General features: G+C 59.5%; 24 protein-coding genes. 12 read left to right on the forward strand and 12 right to left on the reverse strand.

Translation table 11 applies throughout. The features are described 5' to 3' along the window. Positions 1–7: 7 nt before the first annotated feature. The 4 genes from purE to DLM45_RS11335 all read right to left on the reverse strand — a co-directional run bounded on the left by purE (position 8) and on the right by DLM45_RS11335 (position 3751). Positions 8–502: a 5-(carboxyamino)imidazole ribonucleotide mutase gene (gene purE, locus DLM45_RS11320; protein ID WP_181337209.1), complete on the reverse strand. Its 495-nt coding sequence runs from the start codon at positions 500–502 to the stop codon at positions 8–10. 144 nt (positions 503–646) lie between these two features. Continuing rightward, positions 647–2467, reverse strand: coding sequence for a cisplatin damage response ATP-dependent DNA ligase (locus tag DLM45_RS11325; protein ID WP_181337210.1), 1821 nt, complete (start codon positions 2465–2467; stop codon positions 647–649). A gap of 1 nt (position 2468) precedes the next feature. Next, positions 2469–3488 (reverse strand): ligase-associated DNA damage response exonuclease, encoded by a 1020-nt coding sequence (locus DLM45_RS11330; protein WP_181337211.1) that lies wholly within the window; start codon positions 3486–3488, stop codon positions 2469–2471. 56 nt (positions 3489–3544) lie between these two features. Continuing rightward, positions 3545–3751 (reverse strand): DUF465 domain-containing protein, encoded by a 207-nt coding sequence (locus DLM45_RS11335; protein ID WP_181337212.1) that lies wholly within the window; start codon positions 3749–3751, stop codon positions 3545–3547. 249 nt (positions 3752–4000) lie between these two features. Here DLM45_RS11335 and DLM45_RS11340 point away from each other — a divergent pair, with 249 nt between their 5' ends. Continuing rightward, positions 4001–4177, forward strand: coding sequence for a DUF465 domain-containing protein (locus DLM45_RS11340; protein WP_181337213.1), 177 nt, complete (start codon positions 4001–4003; stop codon positions 4175–4177). Between the two features lie 158 nt (positions 4178–4335). Here the strand turns inward: DLM45_RS11340 and DLM45_RS11345 are convergent, their stop codons facing one another. Beyond that, positions 4336–5313 (reverse strand): catalase family peroxidase, encoded by a 978-nt coding sequence (locus tag DLM45_RS11345; protein ID WP_181337214.1) that lies wholly within the window; start codon positions 5311–5313, stop codon positions 4336–4338. Positions 5314–5579: 266 nt separating this feature from the next. Between DLM45_RS11345 and DLM45_RS11350 the strand changes: the two genes are divergently transcribed. After that, positions 5580–5858, forward strand: a complete 279-nt coding sequence (locus tag DLM45_RS11350) for a hypothetical protein (RefSeq protein ID WP_181337215.1) — start codon at positions 5580–5582, stop codon at positions 5856–5858. A gap of 114 nt (positions 5859–5972) precedes the next feature. On the opposite strand, the gene DLM45_RS11355 is transcribed toward DLM45_RS11350, so the two are convergent. Further along, positions 5973–7598, reverse strand: a complete 1626-nt coding sequence (locus tag DLM45_RS11355) for an AMP-binding protein (RefSeq protein WP_181337216.1) — start codon at positions 7596–7598, stop codon at positions 5973–5975. A 164-nt stretch (positions 7599–7762) separates the two neighbouring features. Then, complete coding sequence (locus tag DLM45_RS11360) at positions 7763–8599, reverse strand: DUF1013 domain-containing protein (protein WP_181337217.1); 837 nt, start codon at positions 8597–8599, stop codon at positions 7763–7765. A gap of 245 nt (positions 8600–8844) precedes the next feature. Here DLM45_RS11360 and DLM45_RS11365 point away from each other — a divergent pair, with 245 nt between their 5' ends. The 9 genes from DLM45_RS11365 (at position 8845) to mutL (ending at position 20942) form a co-directional block, all read left to right on the forward strand. Further along, the gene (locus tag DLM45_RS11365) at positions 8845–9282 is read left to right on the forward strand and encodes a MaoC family dehydratase (protein WP_181337218.1); all 438 of its coding nucleotides are present in this window, start codon (positions 8845–8847) and stop codon (positions 9280–9282) included. A 57-nt stretch (positions 9283–9339) separates the two neighbouring features. Further along, positions 9340–10266: a bifunctional riboflavin kinase/FAD synthetase gene (locus DLM45_RS11370; protein ID WP_181337219.1), complete on the forward strand. Its 927-nt coding sequence runs from the start codon at positions 9340–9342 to the stop codon at positions 10264–10266. 104 nt (positions 10267–10370) lie between these two features. Beyond that, entirely contained in the window at positions 10371–13454 is a 3084-nt protein-coding gene (ileS, locus tag DLM45_RS11375) for an isoleucine--tRNA ligase (RefSeq protein WP_181337220.1), read from the forward strand. Between the two features lie 39 nt (positions 13455–13493). Then, the gene (gene lspA, locus DLM45_RS11380) at positions 13494–14012 is read left to right on the forward strand and encodes a signal peptidase II (RefSeq protein ID WP_181337221.1); all 519 of its coding nucleotides are present in this window, start codon (positions 13494–13496) and stop codon (positions 14010–14012) included. 58 nt (positions 14013–14070) lie between these two features. Continuing rightward, positions 14071–14547, forward strand: coding sequence for a hypothetical protein (locus DLM45_RS11385; protein WP_181337222.1), 477 nt, complete (start codon positions 14071–14073; stop codon positions 14545–14547). A gap of 260 nt (positions 14548–14807) precedes the next feature. Then, entirely contained in the window at positions 14808–16223 is a 1416-nt protein-coding gene (locus DLM45_RS11390) for a M16 family metallopeptidase (protein ID WP_181337223.1), read from the forward strand. 5 nt (positions 16224–16228) lie between these two features. Continuing rightward, the gene (locus tag DLM45_RS11395) at positions 16229–17647 is read left to right on the forward strand and encodes a M16 family metallopeptidase (protein WP_181337224.1); all 1419 of its coding nucleotides are present in this window, start codon (positions 16229–16231) and stop codon (positions 17645–17647) included. Positions 17648–17776: 129 nt separating this feature from the next. Next, complete coding sequence (locus tag DLM45_RS11400) at positions 17777–19129, forward strand: glucose-6-phosphate isomerase (RefSeq protein ID WP_181337225.1); 1353 nt, start codon at positions 17777–17779, stop codon at positions 19127–19129. A 28-nt stretch (positions 19130–19157) separates the two neighbouring features. Then, the gene (gene mutL / locus DLM45_RS11405; protein ID WP_181337226.1) at positions 19158–20942 is read left to right on the forward strand and encodes a DNA mismatch repair endonuclease MutL; all 1785 of its coding nucleotides are present in this window, start codon (positions 19158–19160) and stop codon (positions 20940–20942) included. Positions 20943–20998: 56 nt separating this feature from the next. Here mutL and bfr read toward each other — a convergent pair whose 3' ends face one another. Next, entirely contained in the window at positions 20999–21490 is a 492-nt protein-coding gene (bfr, locus tag DLM45_RS11410) for a bacterioferritin (RefSeq protein WP_181337227.1), read from the reverse strand. A gap of 144 nt (positions 21491–21634) precedes the next feature. Then, positions 21635–21967: a hypothetical protein gene (locus DLM45_RS11415; RefSeq protein WP_181337228.1), complete on the reverse strand. Its 333-nt coding sequence runs from the start codon at positions 21965–21967 to the stop codon at positions 21635–21637. 329 nt (positions 21968–22296) lie between these two features. Here DLM45_RS11415 and DLM45_RS11420 point away from each other — a divergent pair, with 329 nt between their 5' ends. After that, complete coding sequence (locus DLM45_RS11420) at positions 22297–23577, forward strand: sugar MFS transporter (RefSeq protein WP_181337229.1); 1281 nt, start codon at positions 22297–22299, stop codon at positions 23575–23577. Here DLM45_RS11420 and DLM45_RS11425 read toward each other — a convergent pair. Genes DLM45_RS11425 through DLM45_RS11435 form a run of 3 tightly spaced genes read right to left on the reverse strand, consistent with a single transcriptional unit; the run spans position 23536 to position 25771 of the window. Beyond that, positions 23536–24324: an alpha/beta fold hydrolase gene (locus DLM45_RS11425; RefSeq protein ID WP_181337230.1), complete on the reverse strand. Its 789-nt coding sequence runs from the start codon at positions 24322–24324 to the stop codon at positions 23536–23538. The genes DLM45_RS11420 and DLM45_RS11425 overlap by 42 nt on opposite strands. Before the next feature lie 11 nt (positions 24325–24335). Further along, positions 24336–24899: a 16S rRNA (guanine(966)-N(2))-methyltransferase RsmD gene (gene rsmD, locus DLM45_RS11430; protein ID WP_181337231.1), complete on the reverse strand. Its 564-nt coding sequence runs from the start codon at positions 24897–24899 to the stop codon at positions 24336–24338. Beyond that, positions 24896–25771, reverse strand: coding sequence for a pseudouridine synthase (locus DLM45_RS11435; RefSeq protein WP_246317337.1), 876 nt, complete (start codon positions 25769–25771; stop codon positions 24896–24898). The genes rsmD and DLM45_RS11435 overlap by 4 nt, the downstream gene beginning before the upstream one ends. Positions 25772–25791: the final 20 nt, after the last annotated feature.

The following is a 25791-nucleotide window of genomic DNA, read 5'->3' on the forward strand; positions in this document are numbered from 1 at the left end:
CAATGCCTCAACCGCGGACTGGCGCTTCGGCGACGCCGGCAGAATGACTGCGCCGCCAATCTTCAAGGCGCGCGAACAATGCAGCGTCCGACAGGGCTAGGATCTGGACTGCGAGCAGGGCGGCGTTCTTGGCGCCCGCATCACCGATCGCGAGTGTGCCGACCGGAATGCCCGCCGGCATTTGCACGATCGAATACAGGCTGTCCTGTCCCTTCAAGGCTTTGCTTTCAATGGGAACGCCCAAAACGGGGAGGGTTGTCATGGATGCTGTCATGCCGGGCAAATGCGCTGCGCCGCCTGCGCCTGCGATGATGACTTTATAGCCCGCGTCTTTCGCGCCCTTGGCGAAGGTGTAAAGCCGTTCTGGTGTGCGGTGAGCAGAAACGATCTTCGAATCGAATGGAACGCTGAGCTCTTCGAGGATGTCGGCAGCATGCTTCATCGTCGGCCAGTCGGACTGGCTACCCATGATGATGCCGACAACCGGCGCGCCTGACGTCATGTGATGGGATCCTGCGTGGCGGCCGCGTGAATTGCCAGCCCACTCTAAAAATGGAACGTCGTCGGTACAAGAGGTGGGGGCTATTTTCAAGGATATTTGGGCGTAATACCTGGTGCTTATAGCCAGGATCCCCTGCGGAACCTTCTATAACTCGCCTGCCGGTGGGGCTGTGGGCCGGGAGCCGTCCGCCAGGAGGCGCTGGACCGTCTCGAGGGTATCGGCTTCGGCCACCGGTTTGTCACGTCGGATACGATGAATGCGGGGAAAGCGCATGGCGACGCCGGATTTATGCCGAGTGGACGCCTGGACGGCATCGAAGGCCACTTCCAAAACGATGCCCGGTTCCACCGCGCGCACCGGACCGAATGTTTCGGTTGTGTGGGTTCTGATCCAGCGATCGAGTTCGAGCAGCTCTTCGTCGGTGAAGCCCGAATAGGCTTTGCCGACCGGCACCAGTTCTCGTTCGCCATCGTCGCTGTCACGCCAAACGCCAAATGTGTAGTCGGAATAGAATGATGATCGTTTGCCAGAGCCGCGCTGGGCGTACATCAGTACGCAATCGAGCGTCAGGGCCGCGCGCTTCCACTTGAACCATTTGCCTTTGATGCGGCCTGCTTGATAGGCGCTGTCCCGGCGCTTGAGCATCAGCCCTTCGATGCCCTCTTCACGAGACGACGCCCAGAGCTTTCCGAGATCGTCGAATGTTTCGAAGAGGACGAGGGGAGATACGTCCGTCAGCGGTGGATGATGATGAGCGTGCCAGGATTCGAGCCGTGCGCGCCGTTCGCCGAAGGGGAGTGTGCGCAGATCTTCTGCGCCGTCGAACAACAGATCGTAGAGGCGGACGTGCGGCGGGAAAGACGACATCATTTTCGCCGTCACCGTCTTGCGATTGAGACGCTGTTGCAGATCGTTGAAGGGTGCGATCTCACGGTCCCGCATAATGAGAAGCTCGCCGTCGACGACGCAATCGTGTCCGGCGAAGGCGCTGCGGATTTCCGGAAACGCGCCGGATATGTCATCGCCCTGACGGGAGAACATACGCACGCCACCGCTGCCGCGCGCTGCGATCTGAACGCGGATGCCATCCCATTTCCATTCGGCGACGAAGTCTTCCGGCATCATCCGCGGCCAGTCCTCATCTTCGACCGGGTGCGCCAGCATCACGGGGCGGAAGACGGGCTTGGCGCCGGGATCGGGGCGCACGGTCTTGCCGTCGAGCCATGCGAACAGTTCGAGGTACGGCGGTTCGAGCGCGTGCCAGATTTCCTCGATCTCCGAGACGTCGCGGCCGTAACATTCGGCAAGGGCGGTGCGTGCGAGCCGGGCTGACACGCCGACACGCGGCGCGCCGCCGAGCAGCTTTAGCAACGCCCAGCGACCGGTGGCGTCCAGCCGGTCAAGCTGGCGGCCGAGGCGTTCGGTACGTTCGGCTGTGGTGCCTTCCGACATTTCCGCGATGACGTTTGCGAGAGAAAGACCAGGAGCCTCGTCTCCGGAATTGTGGCCGATCATATCGATTCCGACGGCTTGCTGTTCGTAGAGCGCGGGTCGTTCGGCCGGTGCGAGATCAAGCGTTAGTTGGGAGGCGTTGTCACCACGCGCCGCGGTGCCCCATGCACTCTCGTTCGCGGCGGACAGGGGAGATATTTGAGCTGCTGCAGACATATCGAACGAGAGACGCTCGCTCGGTGAATCCGGCCAGAGCAGCGCAACGGTTTCGGCGGTGTCGCCGACGTAATCGCGCGACAAGCGGTAGAGTACGGGGTCAATGAAGCGGCTGACGAGATCGGTCAGCATGCGCCGTAACGACAATCTGATTGGCACGCCGTCGGTTAGCGCGGCGAGTGCCCAGCCGCGATCGGGATCTGGCGCGGAACGGAAATAGCGGCCCAGCAACGCAATCTTGCGGTTTCGGCTTTGCGTGTAGACGAGGTTATCGAGAAGGCGAGCGAAGGCTTGCATGTTATTCCGCCTCCTCCTCGCGGCCGACAAGGGCGAGTGCGCGCGCTTTGCGTCCGATGGAAGAGAGGTAGTGAACCAGCGCGTCGTCGCGGCCGTGTGTGACCCAGATTTCTTCGGCTTCCGTTTCGACGACCGTTTCGATCAGCTCCGGCCAATCGACGTGATCGGATACGACGAGGGGTAACTCGACACCGTGTTGGCGCGCCCGGCCACGGACCCGCATCCAACCGCTCGCGAAGGCATTGACGGGGTCGCCGAAGCGACGGGACCAACGGTCTCCCAGGGCCGACGGCGGGCACATCACGATGCCGCCGCGTATCGCCTTGGGGTCGGACTCGGAAACGGGGCGGACCTCTCCAAGGTCGATGCCGAGATTCTGATAAAGCTCCGTCAGGCCGACGACGGCTCCGTGCAGATAGATCGGCGCGTCGTATCCGGCATCTCGGATCACCCGGATCATGCGTTGGCATTTGCCGAGGCTATAGGCGCCGATCAGGTGCGTGCGGTCGGGTTCGGCGGCCATCGAGTTCAAGAGCTTTTCGGCTTCGTGCTCTGCCTTTTCATGTCGGAAGACGGGGAGCGCGAACGTGGCCTCGGTTACGAAGACATCGCAGGGAACGAGCTCGAAGCCCGTGCACGTTGGGTCGAACGCGCGCTTGTAGTCGCCGGAAATCACCGCTCGGCGTCCGCCCCATTCGAGCACGACCTGCGCGGAGCCGAGAATGTGACCGGCGGGGGCCAAGCGGACAGTTACGCCATTGATGGTGACTGGGGATCCGAGCGCCAGAGGCTGGAATGCACCGGCGCACTCGGGCCCATACCGCTTCTTCATGATGGCGATTGTTTCGGCCGTCGCCAACACGGACCCGTGTCCGGCGCGGGCGTGATCGCTATGGCCGTGGGTGATTACGGCCCGGTCAACGGACCGATGGGGGTCGATATAGAAGTCGCCGGGCTCGCAATAGAGCCCCGCTTCGGCCGGGTAGAGCCAGGTATCGACAGGGGGTGATACGGACGCCATACGGTTCTAACGTGCGAAGCGCGCAAACCGCTTCGTCCGGATCGCCGGGCGGGCGTTTACGCGATGATGTCAGGCAGCAGCCGGTCTTCGGCCTGCGTAATGCGATCCTTAAGGATCAGCTTTTTCTTTTTCAGCCGCTTGACCAAAAGCTGGTCAGCCAAGGGGTTATCTTCAAGGGCGACGATCTCGCAGTCGAGCTTTCTGTGCTCGGCCCGCAAGGCTACCAGTTCTTCCCTGAGCTCGCGTTCGTCGCGCCGCTCCATCGCAATAATCCTAATCCCGCCGGTCGTTTCCAGCGTTTTGGTCGATTGTACTTGTTCTTGCAACAGGCAAACTTACCGGGGCGGCAAGGCGAATCTAATTGGCTGAAATTATTTCTAATATCTGACGAAGGCGCGGCAACCTGGAAAACAGGCGTGATCACATTACAAGTTTGCGTCTTTTGGAGGTTGGACAACGCGCGAAACGTGTGGCACGATTTCCACGTCTGCAAACTCTTTAGGAGGCAACTGATGGCAGTTACGGCTCATCTTGCAGAACTCGCAGAGAAGCATCGCACACTTGCTGAACGTATCGACAGAGCAGTGGCGAGCCCGGGTTCAGATGACATTGAAATTCGCCGTTGGAAACTCGAAAAACTAAAGTTGAAAGATCTGATAGAGCGACTAAGTCGCGAAACACGACATTAGTTCTCCCCCAAAGTTGATAACGTCCAGGTGGAAGCCCTGCCCGCAGCGCCGATGCGCTCGCCGAGCGGGGCTTTTTATATTTTAGCGGCAATCGTCGAAGCAGGGTGACAAGCGGGAGGCGGCGGACGTTTTGATTGTCCGCCGCTCCTTGCGTTTTGCTATTGCGCGCGTCGTGAGAACGACACCGCATAAGCTTGCGACCGCATCGGGAAAATTTTGTCCGCTTCGGGACCGTCGATGCCGTCAACGACATTGGTCGGATCGAAAACACCTGCATCGCATGTCTTATTGTCTTCGAGGCCGGTGATTGAAATCTTGCCGAGCGTAACGGATTTGCGCTGATCTTCCGGCCAAACCGCAGTCGGATCGTCGGTTGGGTCACCGGACTCGCCGAGTATTGCCGTCAACGTGAATTCGGCCGGGGCTTTGGCGAGCTGTTCCTTCAGTTCGGCCCGGTAGAAATTCGGGTCTTTCGACTTTGCTTCGTCGTCAGACAGGCCGACTTCGCCGCCAACGGGAAGCGCTTTATATTTTATGACCTGCTTTTTTCCCTCGTCATTTATGAATGTAAATGCGTGCACACCCCAATAATTGACCGTTGAGTAGCTGGCGGGAATGGGATGGGAGTTCAGCCAGGCGCCCTGGCGCGTGGCACTCGGATTGTCCTTGAAGAACGCGCCGATCTTCTCCTTGTCCTTCGTTGCGACGGTCGTCAGCAGAGTAAGGAACTGATCGGGGTCGCGAGCGATGAACATCGGCGATGAAATCATGACGAGATCGGTTGTCGAGTCATTGCCGAGATCGAAATGCAAAGCCAAGCCGCGCACATTGTCTTTCTGCGTATTGGGCGCTTCGGGATTGCCGCCGCCCATCGAGAACCGGCCGATCACGTTGACCGGCTCTTTTGCGGTGAAATGAGGCGCTTTCGTCAGGCTTGCGGCGTCTGCGGAGGGTGTGAATTTGCCTGCTACGCAGATGCCGTTGGTGTGGGCTGAGCGGACGCCATCATGCTTTCCGAAAACTGCGTTGAGCGCGTTGACGAGAGTTTCAGCATCCGTTTCAGCATGGAGCTGAGAGACCGGAACGAGAGCAGAAGCGACGATAGCGGCCGCAAGTGTCAGGCTGGTGCGAGACATGAAAGCTCCTCCTATGAGACTAAATCGGCAGACGCCTAACGAGTGGATCTGCTCCTAGGTGTTCACCGATGCTCCTCACTCGTCAGAAATAGAGCCCGCACCGGTTCAATGGAATATTGCATTGCGATAGCGGCGACGCAAACAATCGCAATTCAATCCCGCGCGATTGCTCATCAATTTTTGGTTTTGGACTTAAGCCGTCCTTGTCACTTGCGGATTTGAGACCTACGCTGATTCATATTGGAAGTTATCTCACGGTGAGTGCGATGACAGATGTTGAAGAAAAGACCCGCGATATTTCGAAAGCCGAGGTCGATCGTTTCCTATTCGGCAAACATATAACGGGTTGTCCGGTCTGCGGCCGGTTTCGTTCACAATGCGATGTCGACGTCCATAAACTGACGTGCCAACGGTCTTCGCCGACGAGCACGGCGCCGGTCGATGTTTTGATGATCGTCTGCCAGAATTGCGGAGCGATCCAGTTTCATGACCGGAACGTGATCGCGCATTGGCTCGATTGCCAGCACAAAGTCTGGGTGAAGTAAGAGGTGGTGACGTTGGCCTCGATGCGAGGCCTGGAGGCGCTTCCGAAGCGCCTGCGCGAGAAGCGCGTGTCTGTCACAAGATGCTGTTCTTGCGGTCGTGCGCTGACGTCGACGTCAGGCGTCGCGCGCCATATCCCGCAGCTTGAATTTTTGGATCTTGCCCGTCGATGTTCTCGGTACTTCCGTGAAGACGACACGGCGCGGCACCTTGTAGCGCGCCAAGCCGTTGCGGCACCATTCGATGATGTCTTCTTCCGTGGCGCTCGAACCGGGCCGCAGTTCAATGAAGGCGCACGGCGTTTCGCCCCATTTTTCATCGGGCTTGGCGACGACCGCGCAGAACGCGACTGCCGGGTGTTTGTACAGAACCTCCTCGACCTCGATCGATGAGATGTTCTCGCCGCCTGAGATGATGATGTCCTTCGAGCGGTCCTTTAGCTGAATGTAGCCGTCAGGATGGAGAACGCCGAGGTCACCGGAATGGAACCAGCCACCGGCAAATGCTTCGTCCGTTGCTTTCGGGTTCTTAAGGTAGCCCTTCATCACGATGTTGCCGCGGAACATGACTTCGCCCAGAGTCTCGCCGTCCGCCGGAACGACCTGCATGGTCTCCGGCTCCATGACAGTCAGGCCTTCCAGCGCGACGTAACGTATGCCCTGGCGTATCCGCTTGGCGCTGCGCTCTGGGGCGGGCAGATCATCCCACGACGGATCCCATTCGTTGATCGTTGCCGGGCCGTAGGTTTCGGTGAGACCGTAGAGATGCGTCAGCTCAAAGCCGGCGTCGGTCATCGCCGAGATAACGGCGGCGGGCGGCGGCGCGGCTGCGTGGTTGAAAGCGACGACGTGTGAGATCGGGCGCTTCTCTTCGGCTGGAGAGTTCAGCAGCGTCGCCATTACGATCGGAGCGCCCGAGACGTGGGTGACTTTGTGTTCGACGATCGCGTCGTACATGGCTTTGGCCCGCACCCAGCGGAGGCAGACGTGCGTGCCCTGTGCGAGCGTTACGGACCAGGGAAAGCACCAGCCGTTGCAGTGGAACATCGGCAGGGTCCACAGGTAGACGGGGAAGCGCGTCATGCCTGTGGAGATCGTATTGGCGTAGCACATCAGTGCCGCGCCGCGATGGTGGTAGACGACGCCTTTTGGATTGCCGGTTGTTCCAGAGGTGTAATTCAGGGAGATCGCCTCCCATTCGTCCTCCGGCCAGCGCCACTCGAATTCGGAATCGCCCGTCGCCAGCAGCGACTCATAGTCGACATCTGAAAGGGCTTCGCCGGATTGCGGGAATTCCGCATCGTTGTAGTCGATGATGATTGGACGCACTTTGGCGGCGGCAAGCGCGTCTTTGATCGTTGGTGCGAATTCGCGGTCCGTGATCAGAAGTTTGGTATCGGCGTGGTCGAGTTGGAACGCGACGATCGACGCATCGAGACGCGTGTTGATCGTATGCAGCACGGCGCCGGTCATGGGCACGCCGTAGTGCGCGTCGAGCATTGCCGGGGTATTGGCGAGCATAACGGAAACGGTGTCGCCAGGGCCGATACCGAGCTTCGTCAGAATGGACGCGAGGCGGCGAGCTCTGTTGTAAAAATCGCGATACGAGATGCGCATGCTGCCGTGAATGACGGCCGTGTGGTCGGGCGCTGCGAGGGCTGAGCGGGCCAGGAAGGTCAGCGGCGTCAGCTGCTGATAGTTGGCGGCATTTTTGGCAAGGTTTTCGTTAAATGGATTAGCCACGCCCGCTCGTCCCGATTCTGCTTCGTGCGCTCAGATATCACATTATCTTGGGGACGCTAGCGAAAGGCTGAAAGGGCAGCAACCGCGTAATTTAGCCAATACCCAGGCGGGCCGGGGAGCCGCGCCTGCTGTCATAATTTGCGATTATGCCCCGTACCGGCGAGTTACTCGCCGTCCTTGGGCTTGTCGGAATTTTCTTCATCCTTGGACTCAGAGGTCTCGTTGGATGGCGCGGGCGTCGCCTCGCTCTCATCTTCGTCCTCAGCGTCCGGCTTGACTGAGGTCATGCCCTTCAGCTTGGCGAAAACGCGTGCCTGCTCTTGCTCGGGCGTTTCCTCGGGAGCTTCCTCGGCAGCCTTCGGCGCCAAAATCTGGGCTGTTGTACCGTGTGCCGCGGTCGTCTCGGAGGTGGGGAGAAGCGTGCCCTGCTTGTCGCCGTCCTTCTCAGCTTCAGGACGATCGCGCTCTGCCCGGCGGGCGGCTTTCTTCACTTCGGCGTCAAGGTCGATCTGAGAACAGAGGCCAAGGGTTACCGGGTCTTGCGGCGTCAACTGTGACGAGTTCCAGTGCGTCCGGTCGCGGATCTGCGCGATCGTCGGCTTCGTGGTGCCGACGAGACGCATGATCTGGCTGTCTTTCAGCTCGGGGTGATTGCGCAGGAGCCAAAGGACTGCGTTAGGACGGTCGTGCCGGCGGGAAACGGGCGTATAGCGCGGGCCCTTGCGGGTTTGCGGCATCGGCGGAAGCTGCACTTTGCTTTCCGCGAGCTGCAGTTTGTGTCCGGCGTTTTTCTCTCCGCGAGCGATCTCATCGCGCGTCAACTGCCCGTTCGTCACCGGGTCCATGCCTTTGATGCCCTGGGCGACTTCGCCGTCTGCGATGCCTCTGACTTCAAGTGGATGCAGGCCGCAAAATTCGGCAATCTGGTCGAAGGCGAGGGCCGTGTTCTCCACAAGCCAAACGGCGGTGGCTTTCGGCATCAGGGGGCGACGGTCGCTCATCGGGTGTCCTTCTTCGGCCTTCCACGGGCGTCCCGAGAAAGTCAGTGAAACGTTAATAAGGGGAATTGCGTTGTTATACTGCGTGCTGTGTCGCCGGGCAAGGCGGCGATTGCACCCGCGCTCCTGCGACAAGGCGGCAGATATATCGCTCGTATCACGGTTGCGGCGGGCGTTTGTGAAGGAGTAGTGTCGCGCGGCGCCGGGCCTTGGGGGGCTGCCAGGGCGCTTTAATCTAAGGAAATCCAATGCTCGCTGCTGCAAGCCGATCGAAGTATTTTGAAGAATTAGAGATCGGCCAAGAGGCTTCGACTTCGCGCGTCGTTAGCGAGGCGGACATTGTCGCCTATGCCGAGTTGTCCGGCGATTTCAATCCCGTACACCTCGATGCCGAATATGCTGCCACAACGCTGTTCAAGGAACGTATCGCGCACGGCATTTTGTCGGCGGGCTACATATCGGCCATTTTCGGGATGACGCTGCCGGGACCCGGCGCGATTTACGTTTCGCAAACCTTGAACTTCAAGGGACCGGTTAAGATCGGTGACCGCGTCGAGACTGTCGTTCGCCTCAGCGAACTCGTTGCCGATAAAAAGCGTGCGAAGTTCGATTGCGTTTGCTCGGTGAACGGTAAGCCGGTTTTGACGGGCGAAGCCGTGCTGATGGTTCCCTCCCGCCCCAAATAAGGGCACAAGCAACTCTCAATCCGCGATAGCCCCCGGAGATGGAAAGAACGCGCCCTAATGCACGTCATCCATGGCCATAAGCATGTTGCGCCGATTTACCGGGGGGCTGCACTTGCCATCGGTAATTTCGATGGCGTGCACCGTGGGCATCGCAGCCTGATCGCCGAGACGAGCCGCATTGCCCGCGCGAAGAGCATTTCGTCGGCGGTGATGGTGTTTGAACCGCATCCACGCGAATTCTTTCAGCCGGGCGAAGCGCACTTTCGGCTGACGCCGCTCAAGCGAAAGCTTGCGCTATTTTCAAAGCTTGGATTGCAGCTCGCGTTCGTCGAGCCATTCGATGCGGAGCTTGCATCGCTGACGGGCGAAGATTTTATCGAGCGTGTTCTGGTTGCGGGCCTGGGCGTCGGTCATGTGGTGATCGGCTACGACTTCTATTTCGGCCACAAGCGCGGCGGCAATCCGGAGTTGATGGTGCGCGCGGGTGAAGAGCTTGGATTTGGAGTGACCGTGATGCCGCCGATTGCGGATGCTGGTGAAGCCTATTCGTCGTCTGGTGTGCGGCTCGCGCTTGCGCAGGGCGACGTCAAGGGCGCGGCGCATATGCTCGGGGAGCCATGGCGCGTTATGGGGCGTGTCGTCGGCGGAGCCCAGCGAGGAACCTCGATGGGGTTTCCAACTGCCAACGTACCGATGCCGAAGGGCACGACGCTCGGTCACGGAATCTATGCCGTGCGCACGCATTTCAACGGGCAGGCGCATGACGGCGCGGCCTATCTTGGCACCCGTCCGACATTTGACGACGGCAAGCCGGTGCTTGAAGTCTTTCTGTTCGACTTCGCGGGCGATCTCTACGGCTGCGACATCGAGGTTGAGTTTATCGACTTCATCCGCGCCGACCGAAAATTCCACTCGACCGAGGAACTCGTGGAGCAGATGGAAAAGGACATAGCCCAGGCGCGGGACGTGCTGTCAGCGGTTTGAAAGTCCTTTTTCGACCCTGTTTGCTTCGTTTTCGCGCCTCTAAGTGACAAGTCTTCGTTCCTCTTGCTAGAACGCCCGCAGAATTGAACGCGAAAGAACCCTAGATGTCGAAGGACGTGACGGCCGCCGGAAAAGCGAAAGCGGCGGGAAGCGCGGCGCCTGCCGAAGGCCGCGACTGGAGCAAGACGCTGTTTCTCCCGCAAACGGATTTTCCGATGCGCGCGGGGCTGCCGGAGCTTGAGCCGAAGCTCTTGAAGCGCTGGGATGAGATCGGGCTCTACGAGGCGTTGCGCAAACAGTCGATGGGGCGTGTGAAGTTCACGCTGCACGATGGCCCGCCGTACGCGAACGGGCATCTTCACATCGGGCACGCGCTGAACAAGATCCTGAAGGATCTCGTGGTCAAATCGCAGCAGATGCTTGGACACGATTCGAACTATGTGCCGGGCTGGGATTGTCACGGTCTGCCGATCGAATGGAAGATTGAAGAGCAGTATCGCGCGAAGGGTAAGGAGAAGCCGAACTTCCTCGATCCGGTTGCGATCAACGCGTTTCGCGACGAGTGCCGGAAGTTCGCCGCGTACTGGCTGAACGTGCAGCGTGATGAGTTCAAGCGGCTCGGCGTCATCGGCGACTGGGCGCATCCGTATTCCACGATGGCGTATAACGCAGAAGCGATCATCGCGCGCGAAATCATGAAGTTCGCGGCGACGGGTCAGCTTTATCGTGGATCGAAACCCGTCATGTGGTCCGTCGTTGAAAAGACGGCGCTGGCGGAAGCCGAGGTCGAATATCAGGACCATCAGTCCGATATGATCTGGGTGAAGTTTCCTGTGAAGGAGACGGCGCACGCCGAACTCAAAACGGCATCGGTCGTCATCTGGACGACGACGCCGTGGACGATCCCGGGCAATCGCGCGATCAGCTATTCGTCACGGATCGCATACAGTCTTTATGAGGTAACAGCGGCGCCCGAGAATAACTGGGCGAAAGTCGGTGAGAGGTACATCCTTGCCGACAAGCTCGCTGCCGACGTGATGAAGGCTGCCAAGGTCGAGAGCTACGAGAAACGCGGCGACGTTGCTGCTGGGGATTTGGGTAAGCTTGTTTGTGCGCATCCGCTGGCGTCGCTCGGGTATGATTTCGATGTGCCGTTGCTCGACGGCGATCACGTCACTGACGATACCGGTACGGGGTTTGTGCACACGGCTCCCGGTCACGGCGCGGACGACTACATTATCTGGACCAAGAACCAGAAAGCGTTGCGCGATCGGGGCATCGACACGACCGTACCATTCACGGTCGATGCCGATGGCGTGTTGACGAAGTCGGCGCCGGGCTTCGAAGGCAAGCGCGTGCTGAAGGAGAACGGCGACAAGGGCGACGCGAACGACGCCGTCATCAAGGCGCTCGCCGAGGCTGGCAACATCATCGCGCGCGGACGGCTGAAGCATCAGTATCCGCATTCATGGCGCTCGAAGAAGCCGGTCATTTTCCGCAACACGCCGCAGTGGTTCATCAGAATGGATGGAGCTTCTGTTGCGCACGGCGACTCTCCTGCGGGGAGCCGGTCGCCGGGTGCGGGCAATAACAAGCCAACGCTGCGGCAGCTTGCGCTGGAAGAGATCAAGCGCGTCGATTGGGTGCCCGCCGTGGGTGAGAACCGTATCAACGGCATGATCGAAAACCGTCCGGACTGGGTGGTGTCGCGTCAGCGTGCCTGGGGTGTGCCGATCACGGTGTTCCGCAACGTCGAGACGGATCAGGTTATTCCCGGTCCGGACTTTGCCAAGTCAGACGAACTTGCTGCGCGTATTGAAAAGGCATTCGCCGAAAAGGGCGCGGACGTTTGGTTCGAGGAGGGCGCGAAGGAGCGCTTCCTGAAGGACATCGTGCCTGACGCTGAGTTCGCGAAGTGGGAGCAGGTTAAAGACGTGCTGGACGTGTGGTTCGATTCCGGATCGACGCACGCATTCACGCTTGAAGATCCCGTCGCGTTCCCCGGTTTCAAGGGATTGAAACGCCGTCGCGACGGCGGGCAAGATCGCGTGATGTATCTTGAAGGTTCGGACCAGCATCGCGGCTGGTTCCATTCCTCGCTGCTCGAAAGCTGCGGTACGCGCGGTGAAGCGCCCTATGATGTTGTTCTGACTCACGGCTTCGTGCTCGATGAGAAAGGGCAGAAGATGTCGAAGTCTCTCGGCAATGTCGTCGCGCCGCAGGACGTGATGGCGAAGTCGGGCGCGGATATTCTTCGACTCTGGGCCGCAGCGTCTGATTATTCAGACGATCTGCGCATCGGTCAGGAAATCCTGAAGACGTTCTCGGAAACGTACCGCAAGCTGCGCAATACGCTGCGCTGGATGCTGGGCGCGCTCGCGCATTTCAAGGCCGACGAAGCCGTTGCGTTCAAGGATATGAAGCCCTTTGAGCTTGAGCGGCTGATGCTGCACAGGCTGGCTGAGATCGACCACGATATTCGCAAGGCCTACGAGACTTACGACTATCGTCGTGTCGTTGGGCTGCTGACGCAGTTCATGAATACGGAGCTTTCGGCGTTCTATTTCGACATCCGAAAGGACACGCTTTACTGCGAAGCACCGTCGAGCTTGAAGCGCCGCGCGGCGTTGACGGTCGTCAATTCGATTTGCGACGCGCTCATCCGGTGGTTGGCGCCGATCCTGTCGTTCACTGCGGAAGAAGCCTGGATGCTTTATCGCCCGGCCGGCGAAGCCGAGAGTGTGCATCTCGCTCCGTTCCCGAAGATCCCGCGCGAGTGGCGAGACGACAATCTTGCGGCCAAGTGGGATCGCGTGAAGGATGTGCGCAGCGTCGTGACGGGTGCACTCGAGATCGAGCGGGCGAACAAGAAAATCGGCTCTTCGCTTGAGGCGTCTCCGGACGTGTACGTCAACGATCCCGATCTGATGTCGGGGCTCGAAGGCGTCGACATGGCAGAAGTCTGCATCACGTCGGGCATCTCGATTTTCTCGACGGCGGCGCCGGACGGAGCGTTCACGGTTCCGAACGAGCCGGGCGTTGGCGTCATCGTCAAACGCGCCGAAGGCACGAAATGCGCGCGTTCGTGGCGCATCACGAAGGACGTTGGTAGCGATCCCGCATATCCCGACCTTTCCGCGCGTGACGCTGAAGCGATGCGCGAGATCGATGCTGAGAAAGTCGCGTGACGCGGGCGTGATCCGGTGGACGAGGGGACGGACGTTTCGATGACCGACAAGCCTGAGGCGAGCGCAGCGCGCGGATGGTTCTGGAGCCAGCACGCGCCGATGGCGTTGATGCTGATTCTGGCGACCATCGCCGTCGATCAACTGCACAAGTGGTGGATGATTTTCGTCTACGATATCGAGGGCAAGGGCCGTGTAACGGTGACGCCGTTTCTCGATCTCATCTACGTGAAGAACATCGGCATCAGCTATTCGCTGTTCAATCAGGAATCGGCGGCGGGCCAGTGGCTGCTGGCGGGATTTGCGGTGCTTGCGAGCGCTGGATTGTGGTTGTGGCTCAACCGCTCAGGCGGTGGCCGGCTGATGGCGGCGGGGTTGGCGCTCATCATTGGCGGTGCGATCGGCAATGCGATCGATCGGCTGCATCTTGGGGGCGTGGCGGACTTCTTCTCAATGCATGCCTTTGGGTATCATTGGTATGTCTTCAACATCGCAGATGTAGCGATCGTTGCTGGCGTAGCGGCCCTGCTGTATGAGTCCTTCAGGGGCGAGTCGCATTAGCGCCGTAAATTTCGGCATACTGCGGTCTATGCGTGTCGGGTGGCACGGGGAATAGTTTATGTCGTTGAAATCGGTTGGAAAAGCGGTCGTCTTCGCGGCGCTGGGCGCTCTCAGCGCCGGGCTTGGCGCGTGCGGAATGGACGACATTCAGCTCAACGGCAAGGTGTTCGACGCGGTGGGACTGAATTCCACAGGTTCCACGAACAAGGAACCCAAGCTCGCCGCCCGCCAGCCCCTGGTGATGCCGCCGGGGATGGAATCGGAGGCGTTGCCCGCGCCGGGTAGCGGACCCACAGGACAGTCTTCGCTGGCCGAGATTCAGGACCCGGATCGCAAAAAGCACGTTTCGCAATCCGACTTGCAGAAGAAGCAGGATGCGTACTGCAAAGTGCACTACGAAGACGCGAAGGCCCGCGGTGATGAAACGGCGGTTACCGCTTCCGGTCCGCTCGGTTCGTGCGCGCCGTCGATCTTCAATGCGGTCAAGAAGTGGAACCAGGGCGATGCGCCCGAGGAAGACACTGAGACGCAATAAAGCGTGTGCATTGTTTTTCCAGACTTTGTTTCCGTAGCCTTCTGAAAACCTTGGTGTGCCAGTAATTTAGGCGCGCCGAGATGAACGGCTTGTCATTTGACTTTCCACCCCCACCTCACACTCATACGTCCATCTCGCGCGAACGGGATGCTGGCGTACCGGTGTCGTTTCGCGAAGAGTTGACCGCAGTTTACGTCGTCAATTTGCGCAAAAGAGTAGGCAGCCGATCTGGGGCTGATTACGATTCAAGGATCGACACGATGCGTCTTTCGACGTCCACCCGTTTCACAGCTTTAACCCTCCTGGTTTTCTCCATGCTCGCATTGACACCTGAAGCCTTCGCAGCTCCCTCGGGAACGCGCGCCTCCGAGTTCAAGCTTTCGAACGGAATGGACGTGGTCGTCATTCCGGATCACCGCTCGCCGGTTGTTACCCACATGGTTTGGTATCGCGTCGGCGCGGGCGATGAGGTGCGGGGCAAATCCGGCATCGCGCATTTTCTCGAACACCTGATGTTCAAGTCGACGGATAAAATTCCGGTCGGTGAATTCTCGAAGATCGTCGGGCGTCTCGGCGGGCAGGACAACGCCTTCACCGGCCAGGATGCGACCGCATACTTCCAGCGTGTTTCGAAAGATCGCCTCGGGAAGATGATGGAGATGGAGGCCGATCGCATGGTCCACCTTCGTCTCGATGAAAAGGAAGTTCTGACGGAGCGCGATGTCATTCTGGAAGAACGCCGTTCGCGCGTTGAGAACAATCCGGCGGCACTGCTCGACGAGCAGATGAATGCAGCGCTCTATCTCAACGATCCCTATGGAACGCCCGTTATCGGCTGGTATCACGAAATCCAGCAGCTCTCGCGGCAGGATGCGCTGACGTTCTACAAGCATTACTATGCGCCGAATAACGCGATCCTGATCGTCTCGGGCGACGTGACCGATGAAGAAGTGCGCAAGCTCGCGGAAGAAACGTACGGCAAGATTCCGAACAATCCCGACGTCGGCGCTCCTCGGCATCGGCCCAGCGAGCCGCCGCCGATTGGCGCTCGCCGGATCGAGCTTAAAGATGCGCGTGCGGGCAACTATTCGGTGCAACGCTATTACACCACGCCGAGCTACGTAACGGCGAAGCCGGGTGAAGCCGAAGCGCTTGACGTGATGATGAAGATCGTTGGCTCAGGCGTTACGAGCCGCATGTACAAGAAGCTGGTTGTCGAGTCGAAGCTGGCGTCGAGCGCAGCCGGTGATTATTCGGGTTCGGGACTCGATAGCGGTACGATCACCGTTTACGCAGTCGCTGCTGACGGCGTGCCGCTTCCGAAGGTCGAGGCGGCTATCGATGATGTGCTTGCAGATGTCGTCAAGAATGGTGTGACGGAGGCAGAGCTTGCCCGGGCGAAGCGCGGCTTCCTCGCTGACTACGTTTACGAGAGCGACAATCAGGCGACGCTGGCACGACGCTACGGATGGAACCTTGCGGTTGGGCGCACGGTCGCCGACGTCGAGAATTGGCCGGAAGCAATCTCGAAGGTTACCGCGGCGGACGTCAAAGCTGCTGCCGCGAAGTATCTCGATCTTCGCGCGTCTGTGACGGGCTACCTGGTCCCGGATCAAAGCAGCGTTGCGAAAGTCGAAGACACCGCACCCATGCCGGCCAACGGCGAATTGAGGTGATGACAATGACAATCTTTTCGCGCGGAGTTGCTGCGGGCCACCGTTTCGCGGCAGCTTTGCGGATCTCCTTCGGCGCCGTTGCGTTTGCATCGGTCGCTGGTCTCTCCATCAGCAGTCCGGCAGCAGCAATGAACATTCAAAAAATTACGTCGCCCGGAGGCATCGAAGCCTGGCTCGTAGAAGAGCACGGCGTGCCACTTATCTCGATGCGATACGCGTTCGAAGGCGGCAGCAGTCAGGATCCGGAAGGAAAGCCGGGCGTTGCCAATTTCATTACGGCGATGATGGATGAAGGCGCGGGCGATTTGAGCTCGGCCGAGTTTCAGGAACGCATGGAAGATATCTCCATGCGTATGCGCTACGACGACTCGAAGGATTCGCTGTACGGATCCTTTGAAACCCTGACGGCGAACCGCGACAAGGGCGTCGAGCTGCTGAAGCTCTCGGTGCAAAAGCCCAGGTTTGATGCCGAAGCAGTCGATCGTATCCGCCAGCAGCTCGTTGCTAATCTGCTTTACGCCGACAAGGACCCTGAGAAGGTTGCCATGCGCGAATGGTATGCGCAGGCATTTGCGGGCCATCCCTATGCGCGGCCTTCGAATGGCACACCGGAATCTGTTGCGAAGATCACGGGCGCGGATCTTGCCGCTTATCACAAGCGCGTTTTCGCGCGCGACAATCTGAAGGTTGTTGCGGTCGGAGACATTACGGCGGCTGATCTCGGCAAGATGCTGGATGAGGTCTTCGGCGGGCTTCCGGCAAAATCCGATCTTTATCCAGTCGGTAAGACGACACCTGTTGCCGGTAATCAGCGTGTGATCGATATGGCGGTTCCGCAGTCGGTTGCGGTGTTCGGACTTGGCGCGATGGAGCGCAATGACCCGGACTTCATGGCCGCGTTTATCGTCAATCACATTCTTGGTGGCGGCGGATTTTCCGCGAAGCTGATGGAAGAGGTTCGCGAGAAGCGCGGGCTTGCTTACTCGGTTTACACGTTCCTGCAGCCCGATCGGTTTACGTCGATCCTTGTTGGTAGCGTCGCGACGAAGAATGCGTCTATGGCGGAAAGCCTCGACATTATCCGCAAGGAAATGGCGAAGATGGCCAAGGATGGTCCGACACAAGCGGATCTCGATGCCGCGAAGTCGTATCTGACGGGATCTTATGCTCTGCGGTTCGATACAAATTCGAAAATCGCGTCGCAGCTTCTGGGATTGATGCAGGAAGGGTTCGGCCCGGATTATGTTGAAAATCGCAATAAGCTGATCGAGGCTGTGACGCTGGAGGATGCCAAGCGCGTGGCGGCCCGGCTTCTGAAGCCGGACGACCTGATCGTCACGATCGTTGGGCAACCGGTTGGGGTGTCCTCGAACGCACCCGCAGCGTTGCGACCGGCCAGCGCCGGTGCCTCGCGACGCGGATAAGCCGGTTAATCGTCTCCGTCTGGCGGCCATAGGACCGAGTGGAAAGGGCGCCGGTAAAACGCGCCCTTGGCCCTTGCGGCGAAATCGGCTAGGCGGGGGCTTCCATCATTCGGGAGCGGTTCCAGCGCCATGCAAGACGGGCAGAACGACGTAAGCGGGTTCAAGCAAAATATCGACGGATGTCTCGATGCGGTGATTGGCGAACACGGCCTTTCCCGCGAGACGCTGCAGTCGTGGCTGAAGCGCATGGGGCCGCATGTCGAAGCGCTGAAGAACGACTATCGCGAAGAGCGTCTCGGTCTTCTGCGGATCGCGGAAGAGACTGCTGACATTGATGCGGCGGAAGCGGCGCTCGCGCGTCTTTCGGTCGGCGCGCAGACGATCGTGTTCTTCGGCACCGGTGGATCGAGCCTTGGCGGGCAGACGCTGGCGCAGCTTGCGGGCTGGAAAATTCCCGGCGTCGCGACGGAAGGACAGAAGTCTCGTCCCCGCACACGTTTTTATGACAACCTCGATGGGCGGACGCTTGAAGGCGTTTTGAACACGCTCGATCTCAGGACGACACGCTTTATCGTCACGTCCAAGTCGGGTGGTACGGCCGAAACGCTGGCGCAGGCCATTGCTGCGCTGAGTGCGGTGAAGGCCGCGGGGCTGGAAGCTGAAATTCCCAAACTTTTTCTCGGCATTACGGAACCCGATAAGCCCGGCAAAGCGAACGGGCTTCGGGCATTGTTCTCGCGCTTCAACATTCCAATGCTTGAGCATCACACAGGTATCGGCGGGCGTTTCTCCTGCCTGACGAATGTCGGCCTGATGCCCGCGATTGCACGCGGGCTCGATGTGCGCGCGATCCGTGCTGGTGCGAAGAGTGTGATCGATGCGCTGCTTGCCGCAAAGTCTGCGGAAGATTTTCAGCCTGCTGTCGGCGCCGCAACCGCCGTCGCGTTATCGAAGGAAAAAGGCATCAAGACACTCGTTCTGATGCCTTACACGGATCGTCTTGGCCGGCTTTCGGCTTGGTTCGTGCAGCTCTGGGCGGAAAGTCTGGGCAAGGGCGGCGAGGGCACAACGCCTGTCGGAGCGCTCGGTCCTCTCGATCAGCACAGTCAGCTTCAGCTTTTCATGGATGGGCCGCGCGAGCATTACATCACCATCCTGCGCGTGCCGAGCGCCGGAGTGGGGCCGAAGATCGATAAGGAACTGGCGCAGCTTGCGGGCGCCGACATGCTCGGTGGGCATGCCATCGGCGATATCGTCGAGGCTCAGGCACACGCGGTTCCGGACGCCCTTGCTCAAGCTCAGCGGCCTGTTCGGACAATCGACGTTGCAAAACTCGATGAAAAAACCCTCGGCGCGCTGCTGATGCACTTTATGATCGAGACGATTCTCGCGGGCCGTTTGCTCGGTCTCGATCCGTTCGATCAGCCCGCCGTCGAGCTCGCGAAAGTCCTCACACGGGAGCGCCTCGCGTCGGGCGCTTGATAGCGCCACAGCCAGGAGACGATTGGGAGTGACGATCCGGCAGCTCAGCCCCGAAACCGTCAACCGCATTGCAGCGGGCGAGGTGGTGGAGCGCCCGGCGAGTGTCGTGAAGGAACTCGTCGAAAACGCGATCGACGCTGGCGCGAGCCAAATCGAAGTTGTGGTCAGCGGCGGCGGGCTTTCGCTTATTCGCGTAACCGACGACGGTCATGGCATGACCGCGGACGATCTGGCGCTCGCAGTTGAACGGCACGCGACGTCGAAGCTCGACGAAGAAGATCTGTTCGACATTCGCTCGCTTGGTTTTCGCGGTGAGGCGTTGCCGTCAATCGGTTCGATTGCGCATCTCGAAATCAAGTCACGCGCACGGACTGCGGAGCATGGATTTGCAATCGGTGTGGTGCGCGGAGCAAAAGCGGCCATTCGCCCGACAGCGGTGAATAGCGGCACGATTGTCGAGGTTCGCGATCTCTTTTCGGCGACACCGGCGCGGCTCAAGTTTCTGAAATCTGAGCGTGCTGAAACGATGGCTGTAACGGATGTCGTGCGGCGCCTTGCGATGGCGCATCCCGATGTCGGGTTTACGCTGCAAACGGGCGAGAAGCGGCCAACGGTTTATGCGCGCGCCGCGCGATCATCGTCCGCATGGCTCGAGCGGGTCGGCGCAGTGATGGGGCGCGAGTTCATGACCGATGCGCTCGAAGTGTCGGGCGGTGGAAGCAATGCTTCGGGGCCGATGCGTTTGTTCGGCTTCATCGGTCTACCGACGCTGCATCGTGCCGACAGCATGCAGCAGTTCCTATTCGTCAACGGGCGTCCGGTGAGGGACAAGCTGCTGATCGGCGCGGTGCGTGCGGCTTACGGCGATCTCATTCCGCGCGGGCGTTCGCCGTTGCTCGCGTTGTTCCTTGATGTGACGCCCTCAGACGTGGACGTGAATGTGCATCCGGCCAAGGCGGAGGTGCGCTTTCGCGATTCTGGGCGCGTGCGCGGGTTGATGATCGGCGCGATGGCAGAAGCGCTCGCTGCGGCGGGTCATCGTTCTTCCGCGAAAGGTGGTGTTCTGACGGTCGATAGTTTTTCGACCGGCGTTCTGCCGAGCGCTCCAACGCCTTCGGGGCCAGCGTTTGATGGCTTTGCCGCAGCGGTTCAGACGCCGTTTGCAGGCGTTGATGTTCCGAGTGGGGATGTGCGTGAGCCGGATGCGATGCGCGCGGGAGAGACAGCGATCGATCAGCCGCTCGGCGCGGTTCGTGCGCAGGTGCACGAGAATTATATCGTTGCGCAGACGCGGGATGGGCTCGTTATCGTCGATCAGCATGCGGCGCACGAACGGCTCGTTTATGAGCGAATGAAATCGGCTCTCTCTAATGGCGGTGTTGCGCGGCAGGGCTTGCTCATCCCGGCGATTGTGACGCTCGATGCGGACGACGCGGAGCTTCTCGTAGGCCGTGCTGATGAGCTTGCCGAACTCGGTCTGGTGCTCGAGGGATTTGGCGAGGGGGCGGTGGCGGTGCGCGAAACTCCCGCGCTGCTCGGTGAAACCGATATCGACGGTCTGGTTCGAGATCTTGCGGCCGAGATCAGAGCCGATGGGACCGCGCGCTCGCTCAAGGACAGGCTGGACAGCATCGCATCACGGATGGCCTGCCACGGCAGTGTGCGCTCCGGACGGCGGCTTACGGTCGAAGAGATGAATGCGTTGCTGCGCCAGATGGAGGCGACGCCCTATTCGGGTCAGTGCAACCACGGTCGGCCGACGTATGTCGCGCTTAAGCTGTCAGACATCGAACGGCTGTTTGGCCGGCGATAGACAAAAAAGAGCGGCCGTCAGAATCGGCCGCTCCGTTTGCAGGATGGACGCAGGGCTTAGTGGTCGCCGCCCTCGTCGGCGCTTTCAGCGTTCAGCTGGCCATAGTTCTCAATGCCGATCCGGCCGATCAGGTCGAGCTGCGTTTCCAAGAAGTCGATGTGGCTTTCTTCGTCCTTCAGGAGGTCTTCAAAGAGATCCATCGAGACGTAGTCGCCCTGCTCGCGGCAGATCTCGCGCGACTTCTTGTAGTGATCGCGGGCGATGTGCTCACCCTTCAGATCGCACTCGAGGACTTCCTTGAGGCTCTCGCCGATCATCAGCGGGGCAACGTGCTGGAGGTTCGGATGGCCGTCCAGGAAGATGATGCGGTCCACGAGGCGGTCCGCGTGCTCCATCTCCTCGATGGATTCCTTGCGCTCTTTCTTGGCGAGTTTCTTAAATCCCCAGTTGTCTAGAAGGCGGTAATGCAACCAATACTGGTTGATCGCTCCCAGTTCGAGCTTTAGCGCCTCGTTGAGACGGGTGATGACCTCTTTGTTGCCCTTCATGGCGCGCTCCGCATGTCTGACTGGTTCTGCTTCTTTAAAACAAGAAGTATTCTAAACTAGGCGACGCGTGAATTGGAACAAAATTCATAGCGGCCAGCGAATTTAAGTGTCGCAGGCGAGGAATTATCGCTGAGGATCAGGTGTTTAAGCGGCGTTTGCGGAGCGCGAAGACCGGTTTGCGAGGGCAGTATCGATCCGGCGCTGACGGCGTTCGCGGCGTTCCTCAATGCGGGAAAGCTTTGCGCGGGCCTCTGCGAGAGCGAACGGGCAGATGCGGGTCGACTTTTCAAGGCGGTCCATAGCAGAATAGATGCACGAGACGGTTACTGGTGCGCACCGGCAGCAATTCATCTTTTTATTGAGATGGCGGAAGACCACGCCCGGCGTCGGCAAAAGCCCCGGATCCGAACCCATGATTTCCGCAACTGCAAGCTCGATATCTCTGTTTGAGATAACCGCGCACGAACAAACGATCACGTCTTGGCTCCAATCTTTCGGGGTTCAAGGCCCCGGCATCGGACACCCTTAAAGGGTATTTTCAAGCGTAGTTGGTCGAATAAGTATACTTTCGTCAAGCACTCTTTCTGCCACTGTGGAGATGGTGAGAAGAGTGCGTGATTCCAATGCCCTATCGAAGTCGCTTGTCGTGCAAAAACGCGTGATTGGCATTGAGATGATTACCGATCGACTCGCTCTCTCTCAAATGCGCATCAAGTTGGAATCATTTTAAATATTTGGGCCGAGTTTCGGACGTGACTGAAGACGGATTCCGAGGGCGGATACGCGAGTCTTTAGGGGGCTATTCGATGTCACTTGCGGTCGAGGACGAAACGTCTGCGCGGGGTTTCGGTCCGATCGTTACGATCAGCGTTTTGTTTTTCATCTTCGGGTTTGCGACGTGGCTGAACGGCCCGCTGATCATGTTCGTGAAGCTCGCGTTCGACCTGGATGACGTGAACGCGCTGCTCGTGCCGATGGCGTTTTATCTCTCCTATTTTTTCTTTGCGTTGCCTTCGTCGGCGTTGCTTCGGCGTGTCGGCATGAAAAGGGGAATGGCGATCGGGCTGCTGGTGATGGCGTTCGGCGCGGTTGCGTTCGGTCAATTTACGACGGCGCGGTATTACCCTGGAACGCTTGTCAGTCTGTTTGTGATCGGAACGGGTCTGTCGCTGTTACAGACTGCATCGAACCCCTACGTCTGCGTGCTCGGTCCGGCGGATAGCGCGGCGCGCCGCATCGCGTTCATGGGCATCTGTAACAAGTTTGCTGGCTTCCTCGCGCCGTTAGTGTTCGGCGTGATCGCTTTGCAGGGGCTCGATCATTTTGATCAGCGTGTGCAAGCGGCAGAGACCACCGCCGCGCGCGATGCGTTGCTGGATACATTCGCGCGGCAGGTCTATCTGCCATACATGGTGATGGCTGCGTTGCTTGCGGCCCTTGCCGTCTGGATATTGTTTTCGCGATTGCCGGATATTCGGTCCGGGGAGGCGAATACCGATACGGGCGGCGGCAGCGGATCAAGTTTCGTTCGCGTTCTACGCGTTCGCCATTTGCGCCTTGGCGTTATTTGCTTGTTTCTTTACGTCGGGCTTGAAGTTTTGGCGGCGGACGGCATCGGCATTTACGGTGCAGGATTTCAACTCCCGCTCGATGATACGCGGTTCTTTACGTCCTACACGCTCCTGGCCATGCTGATTGGGTACGTGGCGGGTGTGCTTGCCATACCGCGATATATTTCGCAGCACGGCTATCTTGCGATATCGGCGGCACTCGGTGTGCTGCTGACGATTGCAGCGACGCTTACGAGCGGATTTTTATCCGTCGCATTTATCGCCAGCCTGGGCTTTGCCAATGCCATGATGTGGCCGGCGATTTTTCCGCTCGCTATTCGCGATCTCGGCCGCGATACCGAAACGGGTTCGGCGTTTCTCATCATGGCGATCGTCGGCGGTGCGCTGATGCCTTACGCTTTCGCGCTGATCAAGGAGCATATCGATTTCCAGATCGCGTATCTCGTGCTTGCCGGACCCGCGTATCTGTACATCTTATTCTACGGTTTGAACGGCTGGCGTCCGAGCGCTGACTGATGCCCAATTGGCGATCCTCTTGGCGATATCTTCTGCGCCGGGCTCCATCGGCAGCATATGGGCGTGTCCCTTCGCCTCTTCGAAAATAGCGTTCTTCAGGGATTGCGCCGTGCGGCGTGCCGTGGCGATGGATACGAGTTGATCGTCGGTTCCGGAAATGCAAAGCACTGGGCAATCGATTGCGTTTGCGTTCACCGCAGTCGCTTCCGACAGGTCGAACATCCAGAAGAAGAGTTCGAACCAGACGCGGCCAGATTCCGGCGTGAACTGATCGAAGATCTGCCGTTGTTCTTCGCGCGGAATGCGATTGAGAGAGCAGGCGGCTGCAATGTCGAAATCGGGAGGAAGCACGCGCGTCCAGAACGGTCCGAGCGACATGAAATCCTGCGCCATTTTTCGTTCGTTGTCGGTCGCGACCAGAATGCTGGCGTGCGCGGCCGGACTGATGAGAATGAGGGCGCTTGCCAAGCCGCGGGACGCGAGCTGTTGCGCAAGGATGGCGCCGAGCGAGTGACCGAGGACAACCGGCGGCGTTGGAAAAGAACGCAGAAACTCTTCGAGTTCGGCATAATAGTCTTTGACGCTTTTGCCAGCGAGTTCTGCTTGGCTATCTTTTGCCCTTGATCCGTGCCCGATCAAATCCGGCGTATGGCATTTCCAGCCAAGGTCTTCGAAAACGGCTTTGAACTTTGCAAAGCACCAGCCGCCGGCGTTCGCGCCGTGCAGCATTACGATTTCCTTAGGCATGAATTGTCCGCTCAATTTCTGGAGAACTGGAGAAAACGAATTTCAGTATCGCCGTAGGCTCTTCGGTCTACCAGGGTGAATGCGCCGGGCGGTAAAATTTCAGTATTCAAACGTTCTTCCAGTACACACACCGCTCCGGGGCGCAGCCATGCGCCGCTTGCGAGGCCCGTGAGGGCGGCTTCGCCAAGGCCCTTGCCATAAGGCGGGTCTAGGAAAGCGAGATCATAGGGCTGCATGTTGCCAGCCGGTCCGAGGTCTGTCGCGTCACGCCGGTAGATGCGGGTTTCTCCGGTGAGGCCGAGAGCTTCGACGTTTTCGCGGATGAGCGCGCGTGCTCCGGCAGCATCTTCGACGAAGAGACAGAAGCTCGCGCCGCGGGAAACGGCTTCGATCCCCAGTGCACCCGTGCCCGCGAAGAGATCGATGACGCGGGAGCCTTGCAGCAAAAAGTTTCCCATGCCGTGTGAAAGAATGTTGAACACACTTTCGCGCACGCGATCGGATGTTGGGCGCGTACTGGAGTCGGCGGGCGTGGCGAGCGCCCGTCCGCGAAAGCGCCCGGCAACGACTCTCATTCGTCGTTGCTCCCGCTAGCTGCGCGTCCGCGTGCGTGGCGGGCTTTTCGCTCGACCTGGCTTTCGGAAAAGCCGAGTGCTTCGGCGGCTTTCGGCCCAAGCTGGGCGACGAGGACGCGACGGCGAACGGCTTCGACAGCGCCCGGCGCGAGATCGAGAAGCTGGAACGGTCCGAACGATACGCGGATCAACCGGCTTACGGTGAGGCCGAGATGCGCGAGGACGTTTCTCACTTCGCGGTTCTTGCCTTCGCGAATTGAGATCGAGAGCCACGTGTTGGCACCTTGGACGCTATCGACGGCGGCTTCGATCGGTCCGTATTTGATGCCGTCAATTTCGACGCCGTCTTTCAGGTTGGCCAGATCGGCGGGCGAGACACGGCCCTTGGCGCGCGCTCGGTAGCGGCGCACCCAGCCGTTGGCGGGAAGCTCGAGGTGACGCGCGAGGGCTCCGTCGTTGGTTAAAAGCAGCAAGCCTTCGGTATTAAAGTCGAGGCGGCCGACGGAGATGACGCGAGGCATTTCCGGCGGCATCTTTTCGAATACGGTCGGGCGGCCGCCGGGATCGGCGTGCGTAGTGACGATGCCCTTGGGTTTGTGGTAGCGCCAGAGTTGAGGTGGTGCGGCGGCTGGAAGCGGTTTGCCGTCGACGATGATCTTGTCGCCGGGCGAGACTTCGACGGCTGGCGTCTTCAGGAGCTTGCCGTTGACGCTGACGCGGCCGTCGGCGATCCAGCGTTCGGCTTCTCGGCGTGAGCAGAGACCGGCGCGTGCCATCGCTTTGGCGATGCGCATGGGTTCATCGCGGCCCGTATTGGCGCTCGATGGTTTGCTGGCCTGTGTTTTGGCTGGCGTTTGTGCTGGTTTGGCCATGGTCTACGATGCAATTGTGA

This window comes from Hyphomicrobium methylovorum, assembly GCF_013626205.1.
Taxonomy (GTDB): Bacteria; Pseudomonadota; Alphaproteobacteria; order Rhizobiales; family Hyphomicrobiaceae; genus Hyphomicrobium_B; species Hyphomicrobium_B methylovorum.

Coding starts and splice junctions, on each gene's coding strand:
- purE (WP_181337209.1), bottom strand. CDS start 502: ATGACGTCAGGCGCGCCGGTTGTCGGCATCATCATGGGTAGCCAGTCC.
- DLM45_RS11325 (WP_181337210.1), bottom strand. CDS start 2,467: ATGCAAGCCTTCGCTCGCCTTCTCGATAACCTCGTCTACACGCAAAGC.
- DLM45_RS11330 (WP_181337211.1), bottom strand. CDS start 3,488: ATGGCGTCCGTATCACCCCCTGTCGATACCTGGCTCTACCCGGCCGAA.
- DLM45_RS11335 (WP_181337212.1), bottom strand. CDS start 3,751: ATGGAGCGGCGCGACGAACGCGAGCTCAGGGAAGAACTGGTAGCCTTG.
- DLM45_RS11340 (WP_181337213.1), top strand. CDS start 4,001: ATGGCAGTTACGGCTCATCTTGCAGAACTCGCAGAGAAGCATCGCACA.
- DLM45_RS11345 (WP_181337214.1), bottom strand. CDS start 5,313: ATGTCTCGCACCAGCCTGACACTTGCGGCCGCTATCGTCGCTTCTGCT.
- DLM45_RS11350 (WP_181337215.1), top strand. CDS start 5,580: ATGACAGATGTTGAAGAAAAGACCCGCGATATTTCGAAAGCCGAGGTC.
- DLM45_RS11360 (WP_181337217.1), bottom strand. CDS start 8,599: ATGAGCGACCGTCGCCCCCTGATGCCGAAAGCCACCGCCGTTTGGCTT.
- DLM45_RS11365 (WP_181337218.1), top strand. CDS start 8,845: ATGCTCGCTGCTGCAAGCCGATCGAAGTATTTTGAAGAATTAGAGATC.
- DLM45_RS11370 (WP_181337219.1), top strand. CDS start 9,340: ATGCACGTCATCCATGGCCATAAGCATGTTGCGCCGATTTACCGGGGG.
- ileS (WP_181337220.1), top strand. CDS start 10,371: ATGTCGAAGGACGTGACGGCCGCCGGAAAAGCGAAAGCGGCGGGAAGC.
- lspA (WP_181337221.1), top strand. CDS start 13,494: ATGACCGACAAGCCTGAGGCGAGCGCAGCGCGCGGATGGTTCTGGAGC.
- DLM45_RS11385 (WP_181337222.1), top strand. CDS start 14,071: ATGTCGTTGAAATCGGTTGGAAAAGCGGTCGTCTTCGCGGCGCTGGGC.
- DLM45_RS11390 (WP_181337223.1), top strand. CDS start 14,808: ATGCGTCTTTCGACGTCCACCCGTTTCACAGCTTTAACCCTCCTGGTT.
- DLM45_RS11395 (WP_181337224.1), top strand. CDS start 16,229: ATGACAATCTTTTCGCGCGGAGTTGCTGCGGGCCACCGTTTCGCGGCA.
- DLM45_RS11400 (WP_181337225.1), top strand. CDS start 17,777: ATGCAAGACGGGCAGAACGACGTAAGCGGGTTCAAGCAAAATATCGAC.
- bfr (WP_181337227.1), bottom strand. CDS start 21,490: ATGAAGGGCAACAAAGAGGTCATCACCCGTCTCAACGAGGCGCTAAAG.
- DLM45_RS11420 (WP_181337229.1), top strand. CDS start 22,297: ATGTCACTTGCGGTCGAGGACGAAACGTCTGCGCGGGGTTTCGGTCCG.
- DLM45_RS11425 (WP_181337230.1), bottom strand. CDS start 24,324: ATGCCTAAGGAAATCGTAATGCTGCACGGCGCGAACGCCGGCGGCTGG.
- rsmD (WP_181337231.1), bottom strand. CDS start 24,899: ATGAGAGTCGTTGCCGGGCGCTTTCGCGGACGGGCGCTCGCCACGCCC.
- DLM45_RS11435 (WP_246317337.1), bottom strand. CDS start 25,771: ATGGCCAAACCAGCACAAACGCCAGCCAAAACACAGGCCAGCAAACCA.